This window comes from Megasphaera sp., assembly GCF_047831605.1.
Taxonomy (GTDB): domain Bacteria; phylum Bacillota; class Negativicutes; order Veillonellales; family Megasphaeraceae; genus Megasphaera; species Megasphaera intestinihominis.
Genome location: NZ_CP181255.1, coordinates 1,433,339 through 1,459,095 on the forward strand (window position 1 = coordinate 1,433,339; position 25,757 = coordinate 1,459,095).

The 25,757-nt window shown below is 53.6% G+C and carries 20 protein-coding genes; 15 read left to right on the top strand and 5 right to left on the bottom strand.

All coding sequences use genetic code 11. The features are described from left to right. Window positions 1-41: 41 nt before the first annotated feature. From ACFWUB_RS06825 to pyk, 4 genes are all read left to right on the top strand, one after another. Window positions 42-1,520: an amino acid permease gene (locus ACFWUB_RS06825; RefSeq protein ID WP_020311288.1), complete on the top strand. Its 1,479-nt coding sequence runs from the start codon at window positions 42-44 to the stop codon at window positions 1,518-1,520. Between the two features lie 427 nt (window positions 1,521-1,947). Continuing rightward, window positions 1,948-2,631, top strand: coding sequence for a 7-cyano-7-deazaguanine synthase QueC (gene queC / locus ACFWUB_RS06830; protein ID WP_020311779.1), 684 nt, complete (start codon window positions 1,948-1,950; stop codon window positions 2,629-2,631). 28 nt (window positions 2,632-2,659) lie between these two features. Then, window positions 2,660-4,645 carry a M13 family metallopeptidase gene (locus ACFWUB_RS06835; protein ID WP_416183705.1) on the top strand — a complete coding sequence of 662 codons (1,986 nt, stop codon included), beginning with the start codon at window positions 2,660-2,662 and terminating at the stop codon, window positions 4,643-4,645. A gap of 263 nt (window positions 4,646-4,908) precedes the next feature. Next, entirely contained in the window at window positions 4,909-6,657 is a 1,749-nt protein-coding gene (pyk, locus tag ACFWUB_RS06840; RefSeq protein WP_302512078.1) for a pyruvate kinase, read from the top strand. A 114-nt stretch (window positions 6,658-6,771) separates the two neighbouring features. Here the strand turns inward: pyk and ACFWUB_RS06845 are convergent, their stop codons facing one another. Beyond that, a complete protein-coding gene (locus ACFWUB_RS06845; RefSeq protein ID WP_292282605.1) occupies window positions 6,772-7,875 on the bottom strand; it encodes a M20/M25/M40 family metallo-hydrolase in 1,104 nt (367 codons plus the stop codon). Window positions 7,876-8,353: 478 nt separating this feature from the next. Between ACFWUB_RS06845 and hcp the strand changes: the two genes are divergently transcribed. The 6 genes from hcp to ACFWUB_RS06875 all read left to right on the top strand — a co-directional run bounded on the left by hcp (window position 8,354) and on the right by ACFWUB_RS06875 (window position 15,275). Continuing rightward, window positions 8,354-9,925: a hydroxylamine reductase gene (gene hcp, locus ACFWUB_RS06850; protein WP_020724202.1), complete on the top strand. Its 1,572-nt coding sequence runs from the start codon at window positions 8,354-8,356 to the stop codon at window positions 9,923-9,925. A gap of 377 nt (window positions 9,926-10,302) precedes the next feature. Beyond that, window positions 10,303-11,559 carry an RNA-guided endonuclease InsQ/TnpB family protein gene (locus ACFWUB_RS06855; protein WP_416183706.1) on the top strand — a complete coding sequence of 419 codons (1,257 nt, stop codon included), beginning with the start codon at window positions 10,303-10,305 and terminating at the stop codon, window positions 11,557-11,559. Between the two features lie 343 nt (window positions 11,560-11,902). Further along, window positions 11,903-12,385 carry a peptidylprolyl isomerase gene (locus tag ACFWUB_RS06860; RefSeq protein ID WP_020311621.1) on the top strand — a complete coding sequence of 161 codons (483 nt, stop codon included), beginning with the start codon at window positions 11,903-11,905 and terminating at the stop codon, window positions 12,383-12,385. Between the two features lie 7 nt (window positions 12,386-12,392). Next, entirely contained in the window at window positions 12,393-12,662 is a 270-nt protein-coding gene (locus ACFWUB_RS06865; protein ID WP_020311622.1) for a GIY-YIG nuclease family protein, read from the top strand. A gap of 5 nt (window positions 12,663-12,667) precedes the next feature. Continuing rightward, window positions 12,668-13,870, top strand: a complete 1,203-nt coding sequence (locus tag ACFWUB_RS06870) for a M48 family metallopeptidase (RefSeq protein ID WP_020311623.1) — start codon at window positions 12,668-12,670, stop codon at window positions 13,868-13,870. Further along, window positions 13,863-15,275: an SGNH/GDSL hydrolase family protein gene (locus tag ACFWUB_RS06875; protein WP_416183707.1), complete on the top strand. Its 1,413-nt coding sequence runs from the start codon at window positions 13,863-13,865 to the stop codon at window positions 15,273-15,275. The genes ACFWUB_RS06870 and ACFWUB_RS06875 overlap by 8 nt, the downstream gene beginning before the upstream one ends. Before the next feature lie 230 nt (window positions 15,276-15,505). Here the strand turns inward: ACFWUB_RS06875 and ACFWUB_RS06880 are convergent, their stop codons facing one another. Beyond that, window positions 15,506-16,447, bottom strand: a complete 942-nt coding sequence (locus ACFWUB_RS06880; protein WP_416183708.1) for a sugar-binding transcriptional regulator — start codon at window positions 16,445-16,447, stop codon at window positions 15,506-15,508. 95 nt (window positions 16,448-16,542) lie between these two features. Next, window positions 16,543-17,799, bottom strand: a complete 1,257-nt coding sequence (locus ACFWUB_RS06885) for an RNA-guided endonuclease InsQ/TnpB family protein (RefSeq protein ID WP_416183709.1) — start codon at window positions 17,797-17,799, stop codon at window positions 16,543-16,545. 465 nt (window positions 17,800-18,264) lie between these two features. Here ACFWUB_RS06885 and glpK point away from each other — a divergent pair, with 465 nt between their 5' ends. The 5 genes from glpK to ACFWUB_RS06910 all read left to right on the top strand — a co-directional run bounded on the left by glpK (window position 18,265) and on the right by ACFWUB_RS06910 (window position 23,889). Further along, a complete protein-coding gene (glpK, locus tag ACFWUB_RS06890) occupies window positions 18,265-19,770 on the top strand; it encodes a glycerol kinase GlpK (protein ID WP_416183710.1) in 1,506 nt (501 codons plus the stop codon). Between the two features lie 18 nt (window positions 19,771-19,788). Then, window positions 19,789-20,520: an MIP/aquaporin family protein gene (locus tag ACFWUB_RS06895; protein ID WP_204365355.1), complete on the top strand. Its 732-nt coding sequence runs from the start codon at window positions 19,789-19,791 to the stop codon at window positions 20,518-20,520. A gap of 267 nt (window positions 20,521-20,787) precedes the next feature. Beyond that, window positions 20,788-22,248 (top strand): NAD(P)/FAD-dependent oxidoreductase, encoded by a 1,461-nt coding sequence (locus ACFWUB_RS06900; protein WP_292262466.1) that lies wholly within the window; start codon window positions 20,788-20,790, stop codon window positions 22,246-22,248. Further along, the gene (locus ACFWUB_RS06905) at window positions 22,248-23,516 is read left to right on the top strand and encodes an NAD(P)/FAD-dependent oxidoreductase (RefSeq protein WP_292298372.1); all 1,269 of its coding nucleotides are present in this window, start codon (window positions 22,248-22,250) and stop codon (window positions 23,514-23,516) included. The genes ACFWUB_RS06900 and ACFWUB_RS06905 overlap by 1 nt, the downstream gene beginning before the upstream one ends. A gap of 1 nt (window position 23,517) precedes the next feature. Then, window positions 23,518-23,889 (top strand): DUF1667 domain-containing protein, encoded by a 372-nt coding sequence (locus ACFWUB_RS06910; protein ID WP_020311410.1) that lies wholly within the window; start codon window positions 23,518-23,520, stop codon window positions 23,887-23,889. A gap of 352 nt (window positions 23,890-24,241) precedes the next feature. Here the strand turns inward: ACFWUB_RS06910 and ACFWUB_RS06915 are convergent, their stop codons facing one another. Then, the gene (locus ACFWUB_RS06915) at window positions 24,242-24,322 is read right to left on the bottom strand and encodes a putative holin-like toxin (RefSeq protein ID WP_366926068.1); all 81 of its coding nucleotides are present in this window, start codon (window positions 24,320-24,322) and stop codon (window positions 24,242-24,244) included. Window positions 24,323-24,702: 380 nt separating this feature from the next. Further along, window positions 24,703-25,647 (bottom strand): cysteine synthase A, encoded by a 945-nt coding sequence (gene cysK, locus ACFWUB_RS06920; protein ID WP_020311412.1) that lies wholly within the window; start codon window positions 25,645-25,647, stop codon window positions 24,703-24,705. Window positions 25,648-25,757 lie beyond the last annotated feature (110 nt).

The following is a 25,757-nucleotide window of genomic DNA, read 5'->3' on the forward strand; positions in this document are numbered from 1 at the left end:
GGGAGTCAACGATACTTTACAATCATAAGGGGAGAGGTTCTATGACGAAACACATCTTTAGAACCAAAAGTATCAGTGAATTTATTTCGGAAACGAAACAAGACGGCGGCATGAACCGCGTCCTCGGTACTTTTGGCCTGACCATGCTCGGTATCGGCGCTATCGTCGGTACAGGTATCTTTGTTCTGACCGGCGTTGCCGCTGCCAATTATTCCGGTCCTGCACTTATCATTTCTTTCATCATCGCAGCTTTGGCTTGCGGCTGTGCCGCCCTGTGTTATGCTGAATTTGCCGCCATGGTTCCCGTTGCCGGCAGTGCCTATACTTACGGCTACGTCGCCCTCGGTGAATTTTGGGCCTGGGTCATCGGCTGGGACTTGATACTAGAGTACGCCTTTGCCGTATCGGCCGTCGCTATTGGCTGGTCCGGGTACTTCAATAATATCCTCACCAACTTGGGCCTCGTCCTGCCGAAAGCCTTGACACTGGCTCCATATAACGGCGGCATCGTCAATCTGCCGGCCGTCCTCATCCTCTGCGTCATCGCCTTCATCAACATCCACGGCGTCCGCCAGAGTGCAACTGTCAACAACATCATCGTCGGCATCAAATTGGCCGTCGTCGCCTTGTTCCTGGCTTTAGGCTTCAGCCACGTCGATGCTGCCAACTGGGTTCCCTTCATGCCCTATGGCTGGTCGGGTGTCTTCGCCGGCGCGTCCATCATCTTCTTCGCTTATATCGGCTTCGATGCCGTTTCCACAGCAGCTGAAGAAGTCAAAAATCCGCAGAAAGATCTGCCCCGCGGCATTATCTTATCGCTCATCATCTGTACGGTCCTGTACATCGCCGTATCGGCCGTCCTCACCGGCATGGTTCCGTACCTCGAATTCAAGACGACAGCAGCTCCGGTTGCCTTTGCCCTCCAGGCCGTCGGCTATCACTGGGGTGCTGCGGCTATCTCTGTCGGCGCCATCTGCGGCCTGACTTCGGTCCTCCTGGTCATGAGCTTTGGCCAGAGCCGCGTACTCTTCGTCATGTCCCGCGATGGCCTGCTGCCGAAATTCTTCGGCCACGTCCATCCGAAATATAAGACTCCGGCCCGCAGCTCCATGCTGGTTTGCGTGGTTACGGCTATTACGGCAGGGTTCCTGCCAATCAACATCGTCGCTGAAATGACCAATATCGGTACACTCTGTGCCTTCATCATCGTTTCGGCTGCTGTCATTGTCCTTCGCAAGAAGAACCCGAACCAGGTACGCGCCTTCAAATGTCCGCTCGTTCCCCTGGTTCCGCTCCTGGCTATCGCCTTCTGCGGTGTCCTCATCTACATGCTGCCCCTGGTTACGCAGATCCGCTTCGTCGTATGGCTTCTGTTAGGCCTGGCCATCTATTTCGGCTATGGCTACAACCACAGCATCATCTCCCAGGCACGCCGCGGACAACTCGGTGCCGCTCCCATTCCGGGTACTGCTGCACCGGCTGAACAAGGCGTCCACGAAGGCCATCCGGCTAACCATTAATCCGCTTTCCAACCCAATACCAATACAGAAAAAGGCTATCACTCTGTGACAGCCTTTTTCTATGTTAAAAATGCCCCGACTGGGGCTACGTAGGGGACGCCCAAAGGGCGTCCCGCCGCGAACAGTCAGCCAATATATGTAACTGGTCAATGAGGCATGGTTTTGCGAACTGCGACCGGCGGCCGGCGTTTTCTTGGATTCAGATGCGGCTTCGCCGCAACAAACTCAAACCGACAACGACGCTTCGGGAAACCCTCAGCGCGTAGCGGGACGCCCTCTGGGCGTCCCCTACGACCGCGAGATTTGCTCACAGCCCATTCGATTATGGTGGTATGTTTTTACGAACCACGAGCCACGAACCACGAGCCACTGATTCTGTGTTATACTATGGTGTATACGGTTTATCATGAATAAAGGGGGTCTCCTCATGAAGTGTGTTGTTTTGCTCAGTGGCGGCGTCGATTCTACGACGTGTCTGGCCATGGCTTTGACGAAATATAAAAAGGAAGACGTCTTGGCGTTGACGGCTTATTATGGCCAGAAACATGCCAAGGAATTGGAAGCGGCCCGCAAGGTGGCGGCTTACTACGGGGTGCAGCAGCAGGAGGTCAATTTGTCTCAGGCTTTTTCTCTGAGCGATTGTTCGCTCCTGCAGGGCAGCCATAAGGCGATTGCCCATGAATCGTATGCAGATCAGCTGGCCAAGAAGAGCGGCGAAGGGACGGTTGATACGTATGTGCCTTTCCGCAACGGTCTGTTCTTGTCGTTTGCCGCAGCCGTCGCCGTCAGCGTCGGCGCGGAAGTCATTTATTACGGTGCCCATGCCGATGATGCCGCTGGCCGGGCGTATCCGGACTGCACACCGGAATTTGAAACGGCCATGAACACGGCCATTTATGAAGGTTCTGGCCGGACCTGCCACTTGGAAGCGCCTTTGTTATCGTGGAACAAAGCGGGCGTCGTCAAAGAAGGCCTGCGCCTGGGCGCGCCTTATGAATTGACCTGGAGCTGCTATGAAGGCGGCGACAAGCCCTGTGGTGTCTGCGGGACCTGCCGCGACCGGGCGGCTGCCTTTGCTGCCAATGGGGTCAAGGACCCGGCATTGTCATAAAACAGGGAGTCAGGGAGGAGACATATATATGGAATATAAGGTAAAGACGCGGCTGACGACGATGGTACTGTTGGCTCTCATGGCCTTTGGGTCCGTCCAGGCCAGCGATGCTGTGTCCGAAAAAGATAATTTTTATCAGGCTGTCAATAGCAAGACGTTAGCAGCTCAGCAAATCCGGCCGACGGAAGCTTCTTGGTCCTGGTTTTCTGAACGGTCTTTAGAAAATAAGAAAGCCCTGGGCAAGGAACTGGAAACGGTCGCCGCCAAGCAGGGAACTTATGCCAAGGGGACGCCGGAACAGAAAATCGCCGACCTCTACGCCTGCGCCATCGACAATAAACAGCGCAACGCCACGGCCCGCGCCCATCTGCAGGAACTGACCTGTCCCATTGAAAAAGCCCAGACCCTGCCGGAATTGACGGCGGCCTTGCAGGCTGTCAGTGCCAAGACCGGGACGGATATCTTCGTAGGCTACACCGTCGACCGCCTGCCGACGGGCCTGCGTTATGTGCCGCGTATCTTGACGGTGACGCCGTCCTTTACGAAGGATGAATTGGAAAAAGAACCCCAGCCCGGAGCCTGGAAGGCTTATCGGGAATACGTCGCCCATATCCTCGAAGAAGCCGGAGAAGCGCCGGACCAGGCGGCGGCTCACAGCGAAGCCATCTTCGCCATGGAAAAGGGCCTGGGGCCACACTTGCTGACGAGCGAACAGCGCAATGACGTGACTGTCCAGAACCGCCTGATGTCGCGGGGGAATCTGGAAAAACTCATGCCCAATATGGGCGGCAAGACGGTCCTGACCAACCTGGGCCTGAATAAAGAAAAACAATTCTTCTTATCGAATCCGGAGTATTTACAGCAGTTCGACGCCCTCTATGTGCCTAAGAATCTCGACCTGCTCAAGAGCTATGCTGTCTATCAGGTCTATAGCGGCTTTGCGCCCAGTGCGGATATCAAATTGCGGGATCTGCAGCGCAATTATGCCCTCCAGCGCTTCGGCATCGCCCAGGCGCGGGATGACAAGGAAACGGCGAGCCGCATGGTCCAGAACATGCTGTCTTATGAATTCGGCCAGATTTATATGAAGAATCACTGTACGGCGGCCATCATCAACGATGTGAAGGCCATGATCAATGAAATCCGCGACGTCTATCAGCAGCGGCTGGAAGCCAATGACTGGCTCAGTCAGGCGACGCGGGCCAAAGCCGTCGACAAGCTCAGCCACCTGCGCGTCTTTGTCGGCGGTCCGGCTGAAGATGACAAACCTATCATCGAAAGTATGCCTGACGTCATTGCTCCACAGGATGGCGGCGATTTGCTGGCCAATGTCATGCACAACGGCGTCCTGGAAAAACAGCAGGTCCATGCGCTATTGGGAACGAATTTTAATCCCGACAAATGGTATGCCTTTGACCCGCAAGATGTCAATGCCGCTTATATCCCGGAAAATAACAGCATCACCATCCCGGCCGGTATCCTGCAGCCGCCGTTCTACGATGCCAAAGCTTCACGCGGTGCCAATCTGGGCGGCATCGGCGTCGTCATTGGCCATGAGATTTCCCATGCTTTTGACCCGAATGGCAGCAAGTACGACAGCGAAGGCCGCTTGAAGAACTGGTGGAAGGCAAAAGACTATGAAGCTTTCCAGAAATTATCGGCTGCTTTCGGTCCTTATTACGATCGCTATACCCTCGGCAAGGGGCTCCATGAAAATGGCAAGCTCGTCAGCAACGAAGCCATTGCCGACTGCGGCGGCCTGTCGGTTGCGACGGAACTGGCCCATGACGACCAAGGGATGCTGCGCGACTTATACCGCACCTTTGCCACGGTATTTGCGACCAAGATGACCGACCAGCTGCTGCTCTACCTGGTCCAGAATGATCCCCATCCGACTGGCGAAGCCCGCGTCAACGGCGCCTTGTCGTCGACGAATGGCTTCTATACGGCCTATGGCATCCAGCCCGGCGACGGCATGTATGTCGAACCGCAGAAGCGCGTCCATTTGTGGTAAAATCTTCGTGGCTAGTGGCTAGTGGCTAGTGGCTAGTGGCTAGTGGCTAGTGGCTAGTGGTTCGTAAGGCCGTCCTGCTGCGGCGGCCTGCGGCCTGCGTCCTCATAAAGTATTTACACAACTAATCCTTGCATTATCGTGGGGAATACGGTACAATCGCAGTGAGCAATAGCCGTATATTGCACTAGTGGGACAAAAAACGCACCACTAGGAACAGAAACGTCAATCGTTACGTGTACGTGAGTAGAAAAGGAGAAATCTGTATGCTGAAAAAAACAAAGATCGTCTGCACCTTAGGCCCCAGTTCCAATACCCCGGAAATTATCGAAAAGATGATTAAAGCCGGCATGAACGTTGCCCGCTTTAATTTCTCCCATGGTTCTCATGAAGAACATAAACAGCGCATCGACATGGTCCGCGCTGTCTCTCAGAAACTGGGTATCCCGGTTGCACTGCTCCTCGACACGAAAGGCCCGGAAATCCGTTTGGGCAAATTTAAAAATGGTTCGATCATGATGGAAGCCGGCAAAGACTTTACCTTGACGGCCCGTGACGTAGAAGGCGATGAAACTATTGCCTCCATGAACTATAAAGAATTACCGCAGGACGTCAAAGCCGGCGACCACATCCTCTTGTCGGACGGCCTGGTCAACTTGGAAGTTGTCAGCGTCGAAGGCCAAGACATCCATACGAAAATCCTCAACAGCGGCAAGATGAGCGACCGTAAACGCGTTGCCGTACCGGGCATTGCCATCAACCTGCCGGCTGTTTCCGATACAGACGCCGACGATATCGAATTCGGCTGCCGCATGAACATGGACTGGATTGCCGCTTCCTTCATCCAGCGCGGCAAAGATGTCCTGACGATCCGCAAGATTTTGGAAAAACACGACAGCCATATGAAGATCATCTCCAAAATCGAATGTCAGGCTGCGGTCAACAACATTGACGACATCATCAAGATGAGCGACGGCATCATGGTCGCCCGCGGTGACCTCGGCGTCGAAGTCCCGGCAGAAGAAGTGCCGATGCTCCAGAAAGTCCTCATCCATAAATGCCAGGCCGCAGGTAAACCGGTCATTACGGCTACGCAGATGCTGGAATCTATGTGCAACAACCCGCGTCCGACCCGTGCTGAAACGAGCGACGTCGCCAACGCCATCCTCGACGGTACCGATGCCATCATGCTCAGTGGCGAAACGGCTGGCGGTCTCTATCCGGTGGAAGCGGTAGAAACCATGGCCCGCGTCGCAACCTTTACGGAAAGCAACTTCACGCCGAAGTCCTATGAAGACGTCGACGCTGAATCGGCTACGACGACGGAATCCATCGGCAAAGCCGTCGTCAAGATTGCCCAAGACCTCCACGCTGCAGCCATCATCGCTTCGACTGAACGCGGCGGCACAGCTCAGATGATTTCTAAATTCCGTCCGGCCTGCCCGATTGTAGCCGTATCGCCGCATGAAGCCATCGTCCGCCGCCTGCAGCTCAACTGGGGCGTCCAGGCTGTCACCGGTAAAGAAGCCAGCGACACCGATGCTGTCGTCGACAATGCTATCTTTGCAGCTCTCGACAACGACCTCATCAAAGCCGGCGACCTCGTCGTCCTCACGGCAGGTGTCCCCGTTGCCAAAGCCGGTTCGACCAATATGATCCGCGTCCAGGTCGTCGGTGACGTCCTCCTCCGCGGTACCGGCATCGGCCGGAATTCGGCTATCGGCAAAGTCTGCATCGCCGAATCGAAAGAAGACCTGGAAAAGAACTTCACCGACGGCTGCATCCTCGTAGTCCGTTCGGCCCGCGCTGATTTCGTCGACTACATGAAACGGGCCAGCGCCATCGTCTCCGAAGAAGCCGGCCTCACTAGCGAATCGGCTATCGTCGCCATCACCCTCGGCATCCCGACCGTCGTCGGCGCTGCCCATGCTGCCGATACCCTGGAAAACGGCGAAGTCGTCACCGTAGACGCCAGCCGCGGCACTATCTTCCGTGGCGAAGCCAACGCACGGTAGGCCTCGCTAAATTTTTTACCATTTGCTAATCACTAACAACTAGCCACAACGGACCGCCCTTTGGGACGGCCCCTACGATAAAAGGGCTTGTCGCATATGCGACAAGCCTTTTTTTTACACTCCCATGAATTCCAACATCTGGATCATGCCGGGCACAAAGGTATCGACGTCCAGCGATTCCTGAAGGGTATGCTCCCCGTGGCTGCGGCAGAAACCGAAGGAAATGGCCGGGATACCCTGGCCCATGGGAATGTTGGCATCGGTGCTGCCGGCAATGCACGGCGTCGGCAGGCCGTGGCGCCGCCGGATGGCCGTGATGCGGTCTGCCAGGGGATTGGTGTCCAGGCGACTGCAGGGCCGTTCGCCGAGCAGCTGGGTTTTGATGTGGACCGTTTCCCCTTCAGTATGGGCCAGGAGGCTTTGAAAAGTTTGGTCCAGCTTGTCCAGTTCATCAGCATTTTCCGAGCGCAAGTCGACAGTGAACACGGCCTTTGCTGCAATGGAATTGACCGTCGTGCCGCCCGTGATGGTGCCGACATTGTACGTCGTCTTTGGCTGGGATGGCACGGACAGTGCATAGAGCTGGCTGATGATGCGGGCCGCTTCGGCAATGGCATTGGACTGGCCGAAATGCATCCAGCTGTGGCCGCCGGCGGCTTCGACGGTGACGGCATAGCGGCGGGAGCCGACAGCTGTCGTCACAAAAGTATCGAAAGTACAATCGACGGCGACCACTTCGGCAATGCGGCCGTGCCAATCGGCCATGACCTGCCGCATTCCCTTGAGATTGCCCAAGCCCTCTTCGCCGACGTCGAAGGCAAAGAGCAGACCTTGTGGCGGCGTGAGCTGTAAATCGTGGAACATTTTGATGATAAATAATAGACCGGCGATACTGGCGCTGTTGTCGCTGCACGACGGCGCTGACAAAATGTGACCTGTCTGGCGGATGTGGATTTCCTGCAAATCCTGGAATACCGTATCTATATGAGCGGTGTAAAGGGCGACCTTTTCACCGCTTTTTACATGGCAGGGATAGACCACATTTCCTGCGGCATCACGATACGCCCCGGCGGCGCCCCATTGATGCAAAAGATTCAATATCCATTCGCCCTTGGCCTGTTCATGTCCGGTCGGTGAAGGAATAGAAATAATATCACAAAGCCATTCCATAAAATCACGGCCGTGATTCCGTACGTATTGCTCAATCTTTTCATTCATGATGATGACTCCTCTCTCAGCATGGTAACCTTATTATAGCATGAAGGAAAAAGCAGGTCGCAGTTCGCAGGCCGCAGGCCGCCTCGGACTCAGATGCGGCTTCGCCGCGACAGACTCGTGAAATGAACGCAGTTCGCAGACGGCAGTTCGCAGGTCGCAAAAAATACGGCCTGTGGCCGAATTGTAGGGACCGGCCTTTAACCTCTCAGACCGCCTTTGGCGGCCAGCTCCCCTATAAAGGGAGCCTTGTGCGTCCCGCTGTGGGGATTAATCACAGCCTATTCGAGTATAATGGCAGGCTTTTACGAGCCACGAACCACAAATCACGAATAACGAGCCACTAATTTCTCTTTTGGTTGTAAATGCAACAGAAATGTTTCTTTCTTTTTGTTATACTTTACGTGTACTCGATGAGAGCAGAGAATTACGAATCACCCATTCAATTTATTATATGTATGAAATACAGGAGGTTTTCCCCATGACAAAAGAAAAACAGATGTTTTGTTTCCAGTGTGAACAGACCGCTATGGGTACTGGCTGTACCGGTTGTGCCGGTGTTTGTGGCAAATCGGCTGTTGAAGCCGGCTTGCAGGATGTTTTGACCGGCGCCCTTGTTGGTTTGGCCCGCACCTGTCAGACTGCCGCTCCGACGGCTAAGACCTATCGTACTATCCTCGAAGGCATGTTCACGACCATTACCAACGTCAACTTCAACACGACGACGACCCAAGCTATGATCGATAAAGTTCACGCTGAAGCCGCTGCCCTTTCGTCCACTCCCGCAGCTGACTACGATATGAACCAGATGTGGAACGCTGACGAAGATATCCGTTCCCTTAAATCGCTCATCCTCTTTGGTATGCGCGGCATGGCTGCTTATGCTTATCATGCTCTCATGCTCGGCAAATCGAGCGAAGAAGTCGATGCTTTCTTCGTCAAAGGCTTGTCGGCCATCGGCGAAGACTGGGGCATGGATGAACTCCTCCCGATTGTCATGGAAACAGGCAAAGTAAACTTGACCTGCATGGCTCTCCTCGATGAAGCTAATACGTCTACTTATGGTACTCCGGTTCCGACGACAGTTCCTTTGACGGTTGAAAAAGGCCCGTTCATCGTTGTCACCGGCCACGACCTGAAAGACTTGGAACTCCTCCTCAAACAGACTGAAGGCAAAGGCATCAATATCTATACGCACGGCGAAATGCTCCCGGCTCACGCTTATCCGGAATTGAAGAAATACAAACACCTCAAAGGCAACTTCGGCACGGCTTGGCAGAACCAGCAGAAAGAATTCGACGGCGTTCCCGGTGCATTCCTGTTCACGACGAACTGCCTCATGCCGCCTCGTAAATCCTACATTGACCGCGTCTTCACGACGGAAGTCGTTTCCTTTGACGGCGTAACTCATATCGGCGAAGACAAAGACTTCACGCCGGTCATCGAAAAAGCCCTGGAACTCGGCGGCTATGCAGAAGACCAGCATTTCACCGGCATCAACGGCGGCAGCACCGTTACGACTGGCTTTGGTCATGGCACGGTCCTCTCCGTTGCTGACAAAGTCATCGATGCTGTCAAAGCCGGCGCTATCAAACACTTCTTCCTCGTCGGCGGTTGCGACGGCGCTCGTCCGGGCCGTAACTACTACACGGAATTCGTTAAACAGACCCCGGCTGATACGGTCGTCCTCACCCTGGCTTGCGGCAAATACCGCTTCAACGACCTCGACCTCGGCACTATCGGCGGCTTGCCGCGCATCATGGATATGGGCCAGTGCAACGACGCATACAGCGCTATCCAGGTAGCTGTCGCTTTGGCAAAAGCCTTCGACTGCGGCGTCAACGATCTGCCCTTGACCCTCGTCCTCTCGTGGTATGAACAGAAAGCTGTCTGCATCCTCTTGACCCTCCTCTCCTTGGGCATCAAGAATATTTACCTCGGCCCGACACTGCCGGCCTTCGTCTCCAAGAATGTCCTCAACTACTTGGTAGAAAACTTCAACATCACTCCGACCAGCACGCCGGAAGCTGACCTCAAAAAGATTTTGGGATAAGAGGCCGGAGTTTATAGCTTGTAGTTTGCAGAGAAAACCTTCAAATTTAAAGCCATCCGCTAACAACTAACTGCTAGCCACTAACAACTTTAAAGGGCTTGTCGTCGTGCGACAAGCCCTTTTTTTCGCCTGTATGCGATTGCGTAGGGGACGCCCAAAGGGCGTCCCGCGTGAATAGTGTGAATGGCTGGAATTTATGACGAGCGGCTAGTAATTTATCCCAGTTTCGCCAGAAGACTCCTTCCTCTTAGGTAGGGGATGAATGGCAATGGATTTCGCAGGTTCGATGCCTGCGAAATCCCCCCTATGTCTTTTCTGTCTTAGCCTTTTCACCTCGGCTAGGGTATAATTGTAGATGACAGAGGAGGTGAAACCAGATGTACTTGACGCAATCGAATGTCATCCGCGGCTTGTCGAAACAAGACTATGCCATGCTTCGGGAAATGTGCCAATACAGCAATAACCTGTACAATGTAGCGGTCTATACGATTCGGCAGCATTACTTCGATACTCATCAATTCTTGCGGTACGAAGAAAATTACCCCATTTGCAAGGAAAATGAAAACTATAGCTTGTTGCAGGCCGGTGTAGCCCAGCAGATATTGAAGATGGCCGACCGCAGTTTTCGTTCTTTTTTCGGGCTTTTGCAGAAAGTCAAGGCAGGTGACTATCAGTCGAAAGATGTCCGCCTGCCGCACTATCGTGAAAAAGGGGGATGGTTCCATCTCGTCTTGTCGACGAACGCTATCAACATCAAGAATGGCTTCCTGACAGTGCCGCTGAGTCGGAAATATGCGAAGATCCATAACGGCCATCGGATTCGGATTCCTGTTCCCGACAGGATGAAGGAGAAGACGATTCAAGAAGTCCGCATCTGTCCCATGTATGGCGGACGGTATTTCAAGATTCAGTATTGTTACCTAAAGGAACCAGAACCGGTGAAAGCTTCGCCAGACCGTGTCCTGGCTATCGACTTGGGCCTGGACAATCTGGCCGCCTGCGTTACCAATACGGGGACGTCGTTTCTCATGGACGGTCGTAAACTCAAATCTATCAACCAGTATTGGAACAAACGCAAAGCCAGACTCCAAAGCATTGCCGCCAAGCAGGGCCAGAAGACGACGAACCAGCTCTGTCAGTTAGCGAAGAAACGCAATTTCCGGATGCAGGACATCCTTCGCAAGACAGCCCGCTATATCCTCGATTTTTGCATCAGTCATCAGATAGGGACTATCGTCTGTGGCTATAATCGCGATTTCAAACGAGGACTAAAGCTGGGCAAAGTGACGAATCAGCATTTCGCTCAAATCAATTTGAGCTATCTTCGTAGTACCTTGAAACACCTGTGTGAACGCTATGGGATAACCTATCTGGAACAGGAAGAATCCTATACCTCTCAGGCCAGTTGCCTGGATTTGGATGATATTCCCGTATACCAGTTGGATGCCCCCTATACAGGAACGTTCAGCGGGAAACGAATCCGGCGCGGCCTGTACCGTTTCGCTAACGGCAGGACGGCCAATGCCGACATCAACGGTGCCGCTAATATACTCCGCAAAAGTAAGCAGAACTTCGATTTCGAGGAACTGTGTAAGGGGCTTTTGGACAGCCCTTTGAGAATAAGGCCATCCTGATTTCAGGAGAAAACTTAAACAGCAACCTTCTCAAGAATCTCCCGCGTCTATAAGCGGGAGAGGTTCAAAAAACCTGCCATCATGCCAGAGTGAGCTGTGGTGGAATTTCGCGGCGGGCCGCCCGTCGGGACGGCCCCTACGAAAAGGCCCCGATTGGGGCGATTTTTACGAGCCGAGGGTTACTCGAGGCGATGTCGTTATTCTGAGTCTGTTGCCGCGTAGCGGCATCTGAGTCCGAGGCGGCCTGCGGGCGCTTTAGCGCCCTAACTACTTGCGGAATTGCCTATTCTACGGTAATATAAACGTATACAATACCTTATTATATACACAGGAGGCTGTTACTATGGCAGACAATAAAACATACGCTGTGTTCCAGACGAACCGCGGCGATTTTACGGTAGAACTTTTTGCAGACAAGGCACCGATTACGGTCGAAAATTTTGTGAATTTGGCAAAATCCGGTTTTTATGATGGCACGATTTTCCATCGCATCATTGCCGATTTCATGATCCAAGGCGGCGACCCGACGGGTACGGGATGCGGCGGCTCGAAACAGACGATTCCTGATGAATTCGGTCCGGGCCTCGATTTCAGCGAACCCGGTGTCCTGGCTATGGCCAATGCCGGCCCCAATACGGGCAGTTCCCAGTTCTTCGTGACGGTCGTCCCGACGCCGTGGCTCCAGAACCATCATTCTATTTTCGGCAAGGTCGTCAAGGATTATGACGTCGTCGAAGGCATCAGCAGAGTCAAGACCGATTTTGCCGATAAACCGCTGGAAGATGTTGTCCTGAATACGGTGAAAATCGTCACGGAAGAAGCCTAAGGGCTTCATGTTATATTATACGTATATGGTGCGCTGCGCCGACCAGTCTTTATATACGGGCTGGACGCTGGATGTGCCCCGGCGGGTCGCAGCGCATAATGACGGCAGAGGGGCTAAGTATACCCGTTCCCGTCGCCCTGTAACCCTGGCCTGGTGCCAGGGTTTTCCTACAAAACACGAGGCCATGCATTGGGAATGGCAAATCAAGCAGTGGACGAAAAAGAAGAAGGAGAAGCTCTGCCGGGAACAGCTTTCGCTAACGGATGAGGGAGGATGATAGGGATGAAATTATGGAAAAAATGGCTGACGACTCTCGTTGCCAGCCTGTCTCTCTGCGTGGCGCCTGTCGCCATCGCTTCGGCTGCGTCGACGGCGCAGATCCTGCTCTATGGGGCAGCGACTATGGCTCTGGCCAAACAGCAGCTGCTCCAGATGGACAACAACAATCAGAAGCAGATGTTGGCCAATACGCAGGCCAAGACTGGTGTCGTCGATAATGAAGCCTACAGCGACCGTCTGGAAAATATCCAGCGCAACCTCGTAGCGACGGGCCTCATCAAGCGCAATTACGATGTCTATGCCAACCCGTCGAAAGAGTTGAACGCCTTTGAAACGATTGGCGGCGTCATTTCCGTCAATAAGGGGATGCTCGATGCCCTCAACGACGATGAACTGGCCTTTACCATGTGCCATGAAATGCAGCACGGCGAAAAACGCCATGCCATCAACGGCGTCCTCAAGAGTATCGGTATTTCGACGCTCATCGACGTTTCCCTTGGCGGTAATGCCGACGTCCTCGACATTCTCCTGGGCAGTGTGGCCGTCAATTACATCGACAATGAATTCGTCACTATGGACCAGGAAAAACAGGCCGATGCGACGGGCTTCAATGTCTTCAAGAATACGGCCTACAATGTCGGCGGCGCGGCTTCGTCCATGCAGTACGTTTACGAACAGTACGGCGAACTGTGGCAGGAAGGCTTCAAGCGCGTCATCAGTCCGAATAATCATCCTCAGATGTCGAGCCGTATTGAAAAGCTGGCCGGCCGCATGACCTTGTGGTCGGGCAACCGCGTCCAGGTCGGCGGCAACACGGTCTATGTCAATGCCAAACCCGTCGTCACACCGGCTGCAGCCGGGACGTATTCGTCGCGGCGCCGGGCTTTCCTGGTAGCGGGCAATCTGGCCCGGGCTACGCATGACGTCTACGGCGAAGCGACGAAAGACGACAAGGTCGTTACGGAAGCGATGAACAAGAAGCAGCCGTCGTGGAACGTAGCGTCCCGCGGTAACGATGTCTATGTCAACGACTTGCGCATCATGACCTGTGCTGACGGTGATGATCAGCCGGCTATCGTCAAGAATATCCAGTCGGCCCTGGAAGCCAAGCCGGCCATGTTGAGCAAGAAGGAAATCCAGAAGCAGAATAAAGCCTGGACCCAGAAGTACGGTTATAAGAAAGATAAGAAGGAGAAGAATGCGTAAACAATTAGCTTTTATCACGGCTCTCATGGCCCTGACCCTGGGGGTCGGCATCTTTGCCGGCGCCCGTCAGTCGACGGACTCCCGCGGTGTCGACGTGGCCCTGGAAGAAACGCGGCAGCATGTAAAGGCCGATAGTGATGACATGCCGGCTTTGCGGGAAAAACCGCATGTCACTCTCCATTATCCGGCGACGGATCCGGCTGATGGCCATCCCATCCTGCGCTGGAGCCGTGTCGACGGGGCTGTCATGTATGACGTGCAGATCTTGAAGAAAGAGGAAGAAAAAGGCGATGACGGAAAGGTCAGTACGTCTTACGAGCCTTTCATGGATGACCAGAAGGCTTATACGACGGGACTGGAACTGGATTTGCCCGATACCTTCCTGGGACAGGTCTTTTACTGGCGCGTCCGCGGCCTCGATTTGAAGGGCCGTCCGGTCAGTGAATTTTCGGATATCGAAGAAGCGCATGTCGATATTTTCCAGCCTTTTACGGAAAAGCCGACGCCCTTGTCCTTTTTCAACCAGGGACCGGGACAGACCCTGCTCTATCCGGTCTACGACTGGATAGCCGTACCGGGGGCAGCCAAGTATGAAGTAGAAATCCTCAACGATTTGCCGGAAGATCCGAATGGCACGGCGCCGTCGATTCATCGCATCGACAGTTACACGCCGCAATATGCCCAGCAGTACGACCAGAAGGCCCGCATGGGCGATAAGCCCTTTTACTGGCGCGTCCTGGCTCTGGATGGGGCAGACAATCCTATCGGCGGTTATTCCGATGCCCTGCCCTTTGAGCTGGACCCGGCAGCGGAACAGGGCGTCGTCGCTATCTTTGGCGACAGTATCAGCCACGGTGGCGGCAGTATTTCCTATTCGCCGACGGATTGGGACTTCAGTTACGCTTCGTATCTCATGTTCCCGACAATCAACCTGGCCCAGAGCGGCGATACGAGCGCCATGGGCGTCGAACGCTTCGACCGCGACGTCCTGCCCTTCAAGCCGTCGTATGTCATTATCCTCATCGGCTCCAACAGCCTCCGCGCCGGCGTGCCGGCCGGTGAAGTCATCAGTGACTTACAGACGTTGAAGGAAAAATGCCTGAGCCATGGCATCAAGCCCGTTTTCCTGACCATTCCGCCGCTCAATCCGGAGAACATCAAGGCTGCCTTCGACCAGGATACGGCCGATGACTGGCGCGGCGCCATTGCCGAAGTCAACGACTACATCGACACGCAGGTCCATATCGACATCACGCCGGGCATGGCCGACAGCCGCGGCGAACTCAAGACCGAACTGGCCCTGGACGGACTCCATCTCGACCCGCCGGGCAAAAAAATGATGGCTGCTGCCATCAATAACGCCTGGGCCAGCATCACCGCCCTGCCCGATAGCGCCTGGGAGTAAGGGAAAGGGCTGACGCCCTTTCCAGTGGTTAGTGGTTCTTTGTTCGTTAATAAGCGGGCCGATATCCCCGTGATTGTAGGGGGCGCCGCGTGGACGCTCCTGCTAGGATTTGGAGTATTTTTTAGCAGACTGATTGGAAAATCGTACATATCCCGTACATATCCCGGAGCGGGCGCCCCACGTCGCCCCTACAGAAAAAGAGGCTGTCGCATATGCGACAGCCTCTTTTTTTACACCTTCTCCAGTAATCGTTTGGCTGTGAACTGGTCGGTGATGAGAACGTTGGCGTAGCCTCCTTTTAGGGCCGCCCGGATGCTGGCGATTTTGCCTTCGCCGCCGGACAGGAGGATGCTGTATTCTTTGTTGCGCAGGTCATCGAGGGCGATACCGACGGTGCGGTCGTTCAGCTCCTGGCTGGAGATATTTCCGTCTTTATCGAAGAAGCGGGAGCAGATATCGCCGACGGCGTGGCTCTTGAGGTAGGCCTTTTCCTGGGCGTCGGCATAGCCCAGACGGAAGAACAAGGCGTTGTCGCGGACGGTGCCGACGCTGAAGATGGCGATGTTGGCGTTGCGGCCCAGTTCCAGGACGCGCTTGATGTGGCGGTCGCGGTAGACCATTTCCTTGACCTCTTTCGAGTCGAAGAGGACCGGCAGCGGCAGGTACTGGGCGATAGTTTCATAGTTCTTGGCGAATTTTTCCAATATTTCATTGGCAAAGGTTTCGCTCGTCGACAAGGTGATGCCCCCTTCGAGCTGGACAATCTGGGCGCCCTTCAGGGGATGGGGGATGAGCTGGTGGGACAGTCTGTGCAGGGTCGTGCCCCAGCCGACGCCGATGATGTCCCCGTCCTGGATGATTTCATTGATATAGGCAGCGCCGCGCTGGCCTATATATTTCTTGACCTCTTCTTCGTCTTCGATAGGGGCGTTGGCGATGCAGACATCGCGCAGGCCGTATGCGGCGGCGACTTTTTGGGCCAGCTGGCCCTGGTCTTCGATGGGGTCGAAGATTTCGATGCGCACGAAGCCCATGTCCTTGGCGTACTGTAAAAGCCGCGATACCGACGGACGGGACAGCTGCAGCTCTTTGGCAATCTCGGCCTGGCTGAAGCCCGACTGGTAATACAATTTGGCAGCGCTGATGGCTAGTTTATTCTTATCATGTTGCATAGGAATCCATCCTTAATTATAGATATTTTGAACCTCTCCCGCTTATAGAAGCGGGAGATTCTTGAGAAGGTTGCTGTTTAAGTTTCCTCCTGAAATCAGGATAGCCTTATTCTCAAAGGGCTGTCCAAAAGCCCCTTACACAGTCCTTCGAAATCGAAGTTCTGCTTACTTTTACGGAGTATATTGGCGGCGCCGTTGATGTCGGCATTGGCCGTCCTGCCGTTGGCGAAGCGGTACAGGCCGCGCTGGACTCGTTTCCCGCTGAACGTTCCTGTATAGGGTGTATCCGGCTGGTATACGGGAATGTTGTCCAAATCCAGGCAGCTGGCCTGAGAGGTATAGGATTCTTCCTGTTCCAGATAGGTTATCCCATAGCGTTCACACAGCTGTTTCAAGGTACTGCGCAGATAGCTCAGGCTAATTTGAGTGAAATGCTGATTCGTCACTTTGCCCAGCTTTAGTCCTCGTTTGAAATCGCGATTATAGCCGCAGACAAGGGTCCCTATCTGATGACTGATGCAAAAATCGAGGATATAGCGGGCTGTCTTGCGAAGGATGTCCTGCATCCGGAAATTGCGTTTCTTCGCTAACTGACAGAGCTGGTTCGTCGTCTTCTGGCCCTGCTTGGCGGCAATGCTTTGGAGTCTGGCTTTGCGTTTGTTCCAATACTGGTTGATAGATTTGAGTTTACGACCGTCCATGAGGAACGACGTCCCCGTATTGGTAACGCAGGCGGCCAGATTGTCCAGTCCCAAGTCGATAGCCAGGACACGGTCTGGCGAGGTTTTCACCGGTTCCGGGTCCTGTAAGTAGCCATACTGAATCTTGAAATACCGTCCACCGTACATGGGACAGATGCGGACTTCCTGAATCGTCTTATCCTTCAATTTGTCCGGAAAAGGAATCCGAATCCGATGACCGTTATGGCGTTTCATATATTCACGGCTCATCGGCACCGTTAGGAAGCCATTTTTTATGTTGATGGCGTTCGTCGACAAGATGAGACTGAAGAGACCACCTTTTTCACGATAGTGTGGCAGGCGGACAGCCTTTGAACCATAGTCACCTGGCTTGACTTTCTGCAAAAGCCCGAAAAAGGAACAAAAACTGCGGTCGGCCATCTTCAATATCTGCTGGGCAACACCGGCCTGCAACAAGCCGTAGTTTTCATTTTCCTTACAAATGGGGTAATTTTCTTCGTACCGCAAGAATTGCTGGGTATCGAAGTAATGCTGCCGAATCGTATAGACCGCTATATTATACAGGTTATTGCTGTATTTGCACATTTCCCGGAGCATGGTATACTCTTGTTTCGACAAGCCGCGGATGACATTCGATTGCGTCAAGTACATCTAGGATTCACCTCCTCTGTTATCTACCATTATACCGTAGACGAAGTGAAAAGGCTAAGATGGAAAAGACATAGGGTGGATTTCGCAGGCATCGAACCTGCGAAATCCATCGCCATTGATGCCCCTACCTAAGAGGAAGGAGTCTTCTGGCGAAACTATGATAAAATAGTGTAATCCTCTGACGAAAAAATAGTAGCGAATGCGAGTATATTCTCTTCCATTATCGCATTTTTGTTCATGTAAATGCAAGGTAAAATAGAAAACAAATTCAGAAATATGACCTTTTATGTATACTATATTTTGCATAAAAATTATAGCCTGTTTTAAGGCTATACGCAAAGTGAAAATATGTAAATATTTAGTTGAAATAATGTGCTAGGTGATGTATGATGAAATCACAGAAAATCCTCTATGCAGGTAGCGAAAGAAGACACCAGTGTAATTGATGAAAGGAGCAATGTTATTATGCAAGACAAGCAATACGTCATGGCCCTTGATGCCGGCACCACGAGTAATCGCGCTATTATTTTCGACAATGAATCACATATCGTCAGCGTCAGCCAGAAAGAATTCACTCAGTATTTCCCGAAACCGGGCTGGGTAGAACATGACGCCAATGAAATTTTCCACAGCATGGTCGAAGTCATGCGCGAAGCCCTGGAACAGGCCAATATGACGGCTAGTGAAATCTCGGCTATCGGTATTACTAACCAGCGTGAAACGACGGTCGTCTGGGACAAGAACACAGGCGACCCCGTGTACAACGCCATCGTATGGCAGTCCCGCCAGACCGCGCCGATTTGTGAAGACCTCAAAGCCCGCGGCCTGGTCGATGAATTCCGTGAAAAGACGGGCCTGGTCATCGATGCCTACTTCTCGGGCACGAAGGTCAAATGGATTTTGGACAATGTCGAAGGCGCCCGGGAAAAAGCCGAAAAAGGCGATCTCCTCTTCGGGACCATCGACTGCTGGCTGGTCTGGAAACTGACAGGTGGCCAAGTCCACATCACCGACTATTCCAACGCATCCCGTACACTTATGTTCAACATCAAAGAACTGAAGTGGGATGACCAGCTTCTTGAATATTTAACCGTTCCTAAATGCATGCTCCCGGAAGTCCGCCCGTCCAGTGAAGTCTATGGCTGCACGGATCCGGCTATCCTCGGCGGTCCGGTCAACATCGCCGGTATCGCCGGTGACCAGCAGGCGGCTCTCTTTGGTCAGACCTGCTATGAACCGGGTATGGCCAAGAACACCTACGGTACAGGCTGCTTCATGCTCATGAACACAGGCACGACGCCGATTCCTTCCAAGAACGGCCTGGTCACGACCATTGCCTGGGGCCTTGACGGCAAAGTCGAATATGCCCTGGAAGGTTCTATCTTCGTCGCCGGTTCGGCTATCCAGTGGCTCCGCGACGGCCTGCGCCTCATCGACACGGCTCCTGATTCGGAATGGGTCGCTAAACGCGTTCCCGACTCGGACGGCGTCTATGTCGTACCGGCATTCGTCGGTCTCGGCGCTCCCTACTGGGATATGGATGCCCGCGGCTTGATCATCGGCATCACGCGCGGTACTAAGAAATCTCACATCGTTCGTGCAACTCTCGATTCTATGGCTTACCAGACGAAAGATGTCCTCGGCGCCATGGAAGCAGACTCTGGCATCAAACTGGCTGCCCTCAAAGTCGACGGCGGAGCTGTTGCCAACAACATGCTCATGCAGTTCCAGGCCGATATCCTCGGCGTTCCTGTCGATCGTCCGCAGGTCATCGAAACGACGGCTCTCGGCGCCGCTTATCTGGCTGGCCTGGCTGTCGGCGTATGGGATTCCAAAGAAGAACTCGTATCGAGCTGGAAAATCCAGAATCGTTTCGAACCGACCATGGATCCTGAAAAAGCAGCAGGGTATTATAAAGGCTGGCGCAAAGCTGTCAAACATGCAATGCACTGGCTTAGTGATGAAGACTAAGAGAGAGGTGCTGGAATCATGATGTTTGACAACTTATTAGGAGAATTTATCGGGACGATGGTCCTCATCGTCTTCGGGGCCGGCGTCTGCGCCTGCAACACGCTGACCAAATCGAAAGGCCAGAACGGCGGCTGGATTTGTATAACCGCAGGATGGGGTTTCGCCGTAACCCTCGGCGTTTACACGGCAACGACCCTCGGTGCTCCGCAGGGTGACCTGAACCCGGCTGTTACGCTCGGCAAGACGATGATCGGGATTTACAGTGTTCCTCAGTTCTTCGCCACGTCCATCGCTCAGATCCTGGGCGGTATCCTCGGCGCAGCTATCGTCTGGCTGGCTTACCTGCCCCATTGGGCTGAAACGGAAGATAAACCGGCGAAACTCGGTATCTTCTGCACGGCTCCGGCTATCCGCAACTATCCGGCCAACTTCCTTTGTGAATTCATTGCTACTTTCTTCCTGATGTTCGTTATCTGGATGATTTTCTCCAATAAAGTCGGTGCCATTCCTCCTGGAGTCGGCCCGTATATCGTCGGCATCCTCATCTGGGCTTTGGGTATGAGCCTTGGCGGTCCTACGGGGTACGCCATGAACCCGGCTCGAGATTTGGGTCCTCGTATTGCTCATGCTATCCTGCCGATTGCCGGTAAAGGCGGTTCGGACTGGGCTTATGCCTGGGTTCCTGTTTTCGGCCCGCTGGCTGGTGCCTTTGCTGCCTACGTCGTAGCCATGGCTTTACATGTCTTCTAATTTATTTAATATATGGTTTTGGGAAAGGGCTTGTCATTCATCGGCAAGCCCTCTCCTTTACTTAAGTTTATAAATTTGTTTATAAATTTTGAACATAATTTCATACTTAATCAAAGGTAATATTCCTATATTTTTGCATGAAAAAATAGTATAAGTTGGCTGCGTGAAAATATGTAAAAATAGTCTTGCAATTATTTTCACAAACCGATATAATAAGGGCATCAAAGATAGTGATACTTGGTATTTACAGAGAAAGAGGTTGTGAACATGACAAAACAAGCAGATGTCGTCGTAATTGGCGGCGGTATTACCGGCACAGCCATTTTGCACGAACTGGCAAAGTACAATCTTCGTGCAGTCCTGGTTGAACAGGAACCGGAACTGGCTGCCGGCACGACAAAGGCCAACAGTGCCATCCTTCACGCAGGTTTCGATGCGCCTACGGGTAGTATGAAGGCCCGCATGAATGTTGCAGGCAATGCGATGTATCATGAATTGAAAGACGAATTGGATCTGGACATCCGCTGGTCCGGCTCGTATGTAGCCGCCCTCGACGATGAACAGATGGACGTCCTCAAGGAACTCCTCGAACGGGGCAATGCCAATGGCGTTCCGGGACTGAAAATCGTCAGCGGCGACGAAATGCGCAAAGAAGAACCGAATGTCAGCAAGGACATCAAAGGCGCACTCTGGGCTCCGACTGCCGGTATCTGCTGGCCTTTCGGCCTGGCCCTGGCTTTTGCTGAAAATGCCGTCATCAACGGCGCTGAAGTCATCCGTGAATGTCAGGTCACGGGCATTACCGTAGAAGACGGTGCCGTCAAAGCCGTCGAAACGGACAAGGGTACTATCGAAACGAAATACGTCATCAATGCCGCCGGCGTCCATGCCGACGAAATCAGCCGCCTTGCCGGGGACGATACCTTTAAGATCCATCCGCGCCGCGGCGAATACATCCTCTTTGATAAAACGGCTCAGAAAGACCTCGTTTACTCGCCGATTTTCCCGACACCGACGAAAATGGGCAAAGGCATCCTGGTCTGCGCGACGACGCATGGCAACGTCTTCGTCGGCCCGAATGCCCAGGATATGCCAGATGAAGAAAAAGACGACACGGCCGTTACCATTCCGGGCATGGACGACATCCTGGACAAAGCCCGCCGCCTGGTCCCGAACATCCCTGTAGGCGCTACGATTACGGAATTTGCCGGCGTCCGCGCCGTATCCAGCACGGGCGACTTCATCCTCGGCCCGTCGGAAAAGACGAAAGGCCTCATCCAGGCTGCCGGCATCCAGTCTCCGGGCCTGACTTCGGCTCCGGCTATCGCCAAATACCTCGTCGACGGCATCGTCGCTGAAACCGGTGCGACAGCCAAGACGGACTATAAGAAAGGCCGTCCGGCTCAGCCCTGCTTCCGCATGATGGCTGAAGCTGACCAGAAAGCCCTCATCGCCAAGGATCCCCGTTATGGCCGCGTCATCTGTCGCTGCGAAACGATTACGGAAGGGGAAATCGTCGATGCCATCCATCGCCCCGTCGGTGCCCGCACCGTCGACGGTGTCAAACGCCGCACGCGTGCCGGCATGGGCCGCTGCCAGGGTGGCTTCTGCGGACCTCGTGTTACACAGATTTTGTCCCGTGAATTGAACATCCCCGTTACGGAAGTACGGAAAGAAATGCGTAATTCTTACATGTTCTACAACAAAGAAAGCGGAGGTAAGGCATAATGGGTGAACAACTTTATGATATTATCATCGTTGGCGGCGGCCCGGCAGGCTTATCCGCTGCCTACAGCGCTTGGCAGAACGGCGCTAAAAAAATTCTCGTCCTCGAACGTGACCGCGAAGCTGGCGGCATCCTCCAGCAGTGCATCCACAATGGTTTCGGCCTCCATCACTTCAAAGAAGAACTGACCGGCCCGGGCTACGCACAGCGCTGCTATGACCTGGTCAAGGATAAACCGGAAATCGAAATCCTCGTCGACACCATGGTCCTCAGCGTCAATCCCGACAAGACCGTTACGGCTGTCAGCCCGGCTCACGGCCTGATGAAAGTACAGGGCAAGACGATCATCCTCACCATGGGATGCCGCGAACGTACACGCGGTGCCATCCGTATCCCCGGTTATCGTCCGGCTGGCGTCTTTACGGCCGGTGCAGCGCAGCGCATGGTCAACATGGAAGGCTATCTGCCCGGTAAGAAAATCGTCATCCTCGGCAGTGGCGACATCGGCCTCATCATGGCCCGCCGCATGACCCTGGAAGGCTGTAAAGTCCAGGCTGTCCTGGAAATCTGCCCCTTCTCGAACGGCTTGACCCGTAATATGGTACAATGTCTGTATGACTATGATATTCCTTTGTATCTGTCTCATACCATTACGGCCATCCACGGCAAAGACCGGGTCAACGGCATTACGGCCGCCAAAGTCGACGACCATATGAAACCCATTCCGGGCACGGAATTCGACATCGACTGCGATACGCTGCTCCTGTCCGTCGGCCTGATCCCGGAAAATGAATTGTCCCGCGGCTTGGGGCTGGCTATGTATCCGCTCACCAATGGTCCTATCGTCGACCAGCATCGTGAAACGAGCATCCCTGGCATCTTTGCAGCCGGCAACGTCGTCCACGTCCATGACCTGGTAGACTTCGTATCGGAAGAAGCTGAAATTGCCGGTAAATACGCTGCCCTCAAGGCACAGGAACAGCTGCCGGAAGACGTAGCCGACGTCAAGGTCGAAGCCATCGACGAAGTCCGCACCTGCGTTCCCCAGCACGTCCGCGCTACGGCAGAAGGCGAAACGATCCGCTTGTTCATGCGTGTCCGCAAACCCATGAAGAAAGTCCGCCTCACTGTCAAGAGCGGTGACGATACGCTGCTGACGAAAGTCCTCCCCGTCGCCAAACCGAGTGAAATGATCGCCGTCAACGTACCGGCTGAAAAAGCCAAGGGCCATCATGCGGATTGGACCGTTTCCGTAAAGGAGGAAGCATAACATGAGTGTAGAAACGAAACAACTGAACTGCATCAACTGCCCGCTGGGCTGCCTGCTTACTGTTACCCTGGAAGACGGTAAGATTACCAAGGTCACAGGCAATACGTGCCCGCGCGGTGAAAAATATGCCCATCAGGAATTGACCGACCCGCAGCGCATGCTGACCTCGACGGTCCGCATCGAAGGCGGCGAACTGCCGCTCCTGCCGGTCGTATCCAAGACGACGTTGCCGAAAGGCAAAATCCTCGACTGTGCAGCAGCCCTGCGCAGCGTCGAAGTCAAAGCCCCGGTCCATACAGGCGACGTCATCGTCAAAGATATCCTGGGCCTCGGCGTAGATATCGTGGCCAGCCGCGATATGGGCAAAGAATAAGCATCGGTACCAATATTCCCTCTTACATATACCAGAAAGGGGCTGTCGCATGTGCGACAGCCCCTTTCTCGTTGCTCGTTGTTCGTGGCTAGTGGCTAGCGAAAAGAGGTTGCAGGGGTCGTCCTCTACAGCGATCTTCTTCAGCAGCCGTCCTGTCGTTTTTTACAGTCATGCCCTGACGGGCTGAAAAGGCACGTGCTTTAGAGGGACTCATTAATTTGCTTGATTTATTAGGCGAACATGGTACAATAAAAACAGAGATAGTCCGATGGTGGTACATCGGTCTCCTCTGTGGTTTATGTTTGAAGAAGGCCGTGTACCGCGAGTACGCGGTTTTTTTCATGCTAAAGGTTTATCGCTTCGTTGCTGAAATAATCAGCACTATAAGAGTTGCGAATGCAATCATCAATGACAATGCTTCGTATACACTCATGCTGATCACCTCGCTTTCGCGAGGGAAACCGAATACATTGAACTATCTCATGGAGTTCAGTATACCAGATTTACTACCAGGCTTCAAGGAAAAGCCATTGTTCGTAATTCATAAAGCCATACCATCATTATCGAATAGGTTGTGGTGAAATCTCGCAGCGGGCCGCCCATCCTCTGCTGTCCGTTTCAGCAGCCATCTTGCGCCTTCCGTTGGTCGGCACCCGATGGGCTGGAAAGGCTCTGGGACGGCCCCTACGCAGCTAACCACTAACCACTAGCCACTAACCACTAGCCACTAACCACTAGCCACTAACCACTTAAAAGAGGCTGTCGCATGTGCGACAGCCTCTTTTCTCATGTATTGGTTGGAGGATGGTCTATTTATTTCGTTTTCTGCTGGATGAAGCCCGGCGTCGTGAGGTAACGGTCGCCGTTATCCGGCAGGAAGGCTACGATGGTCTTGCCGGCGTTTTCCGGACGTTTTGCGACTTCCGAAGCGGCATAGAGAGCTGCACCGCCGGAGATACCGATGAGGAGGCCTTCGGATTCGGTGAATTTCTGAGCCGTTTCATAAGCCTGTTCTGTCGTAACCGTGAAGACTTCGTCGTAGATCTTGGTATCCAATGTTTCCGGAACGAAGTTTGCGCCGATGCCCTGGAGTTTGTGCGGGCCTGCATGGCCTTCGGAGAGGAGCGGCGAATCTTTCGGTTCGATAGCGATGATCTGGACGGACGGTTTCTTTTCTTTGAGGTACTGGCCGACGCCGGAGAGCGTGCCGCCTGTGCCGACACCAGCTAAGAAGATGTCGACAGCGCCGTCTGTATCTTCATAGATTTCCGGGCCCGTCGTCAGGCGATGGATTTCCGGATTGACCGGGTTGGTGAACTGGCCGGGGATGAAGGAATCGGGGATTTCTTTGGCCAATTCGTTGGCTTTGTCGACAGCGCCTTTCATGCCGGTCTTGCCCGGTGTGAGGACGATTTCAGCGCCATAAGCGGAAATGAGGTTGCGGCGTTCGATAGACATGGTTTCCGGCATGGTGAAGATGGCGCGGTAGCCTTTGGCAGCAGCTACGGCAGCCAGGCCGATACCCGTATTGCCACTGGTCGGTTCGATGATGACCGAGCCTTTTTTGAGGATGCCTTTCTTTTCAGCGTCTTCGATCATGGCTTTGGCGATGCGGTCTTTGGCGGAGCCGGCCGGGTTGAAAGCGTCGAGTTTGACCAAAAGGTTAGCAGCTACGCCAGCGGCGTTGTTGTAACGTTCCGGTTTCAATAATGGTGTGTTGCCGATCAACTGTAACATGGATGTGTAGATTTTGCTCATGAGAATCTCTCCTTTTCCTATGATTCATCCCCCGATGAATGCAAAAATATGTTGAAGTATAGTAAGGTATACCAAATGGGTATAGATTTTATGTACACCTGTAGAGGGAT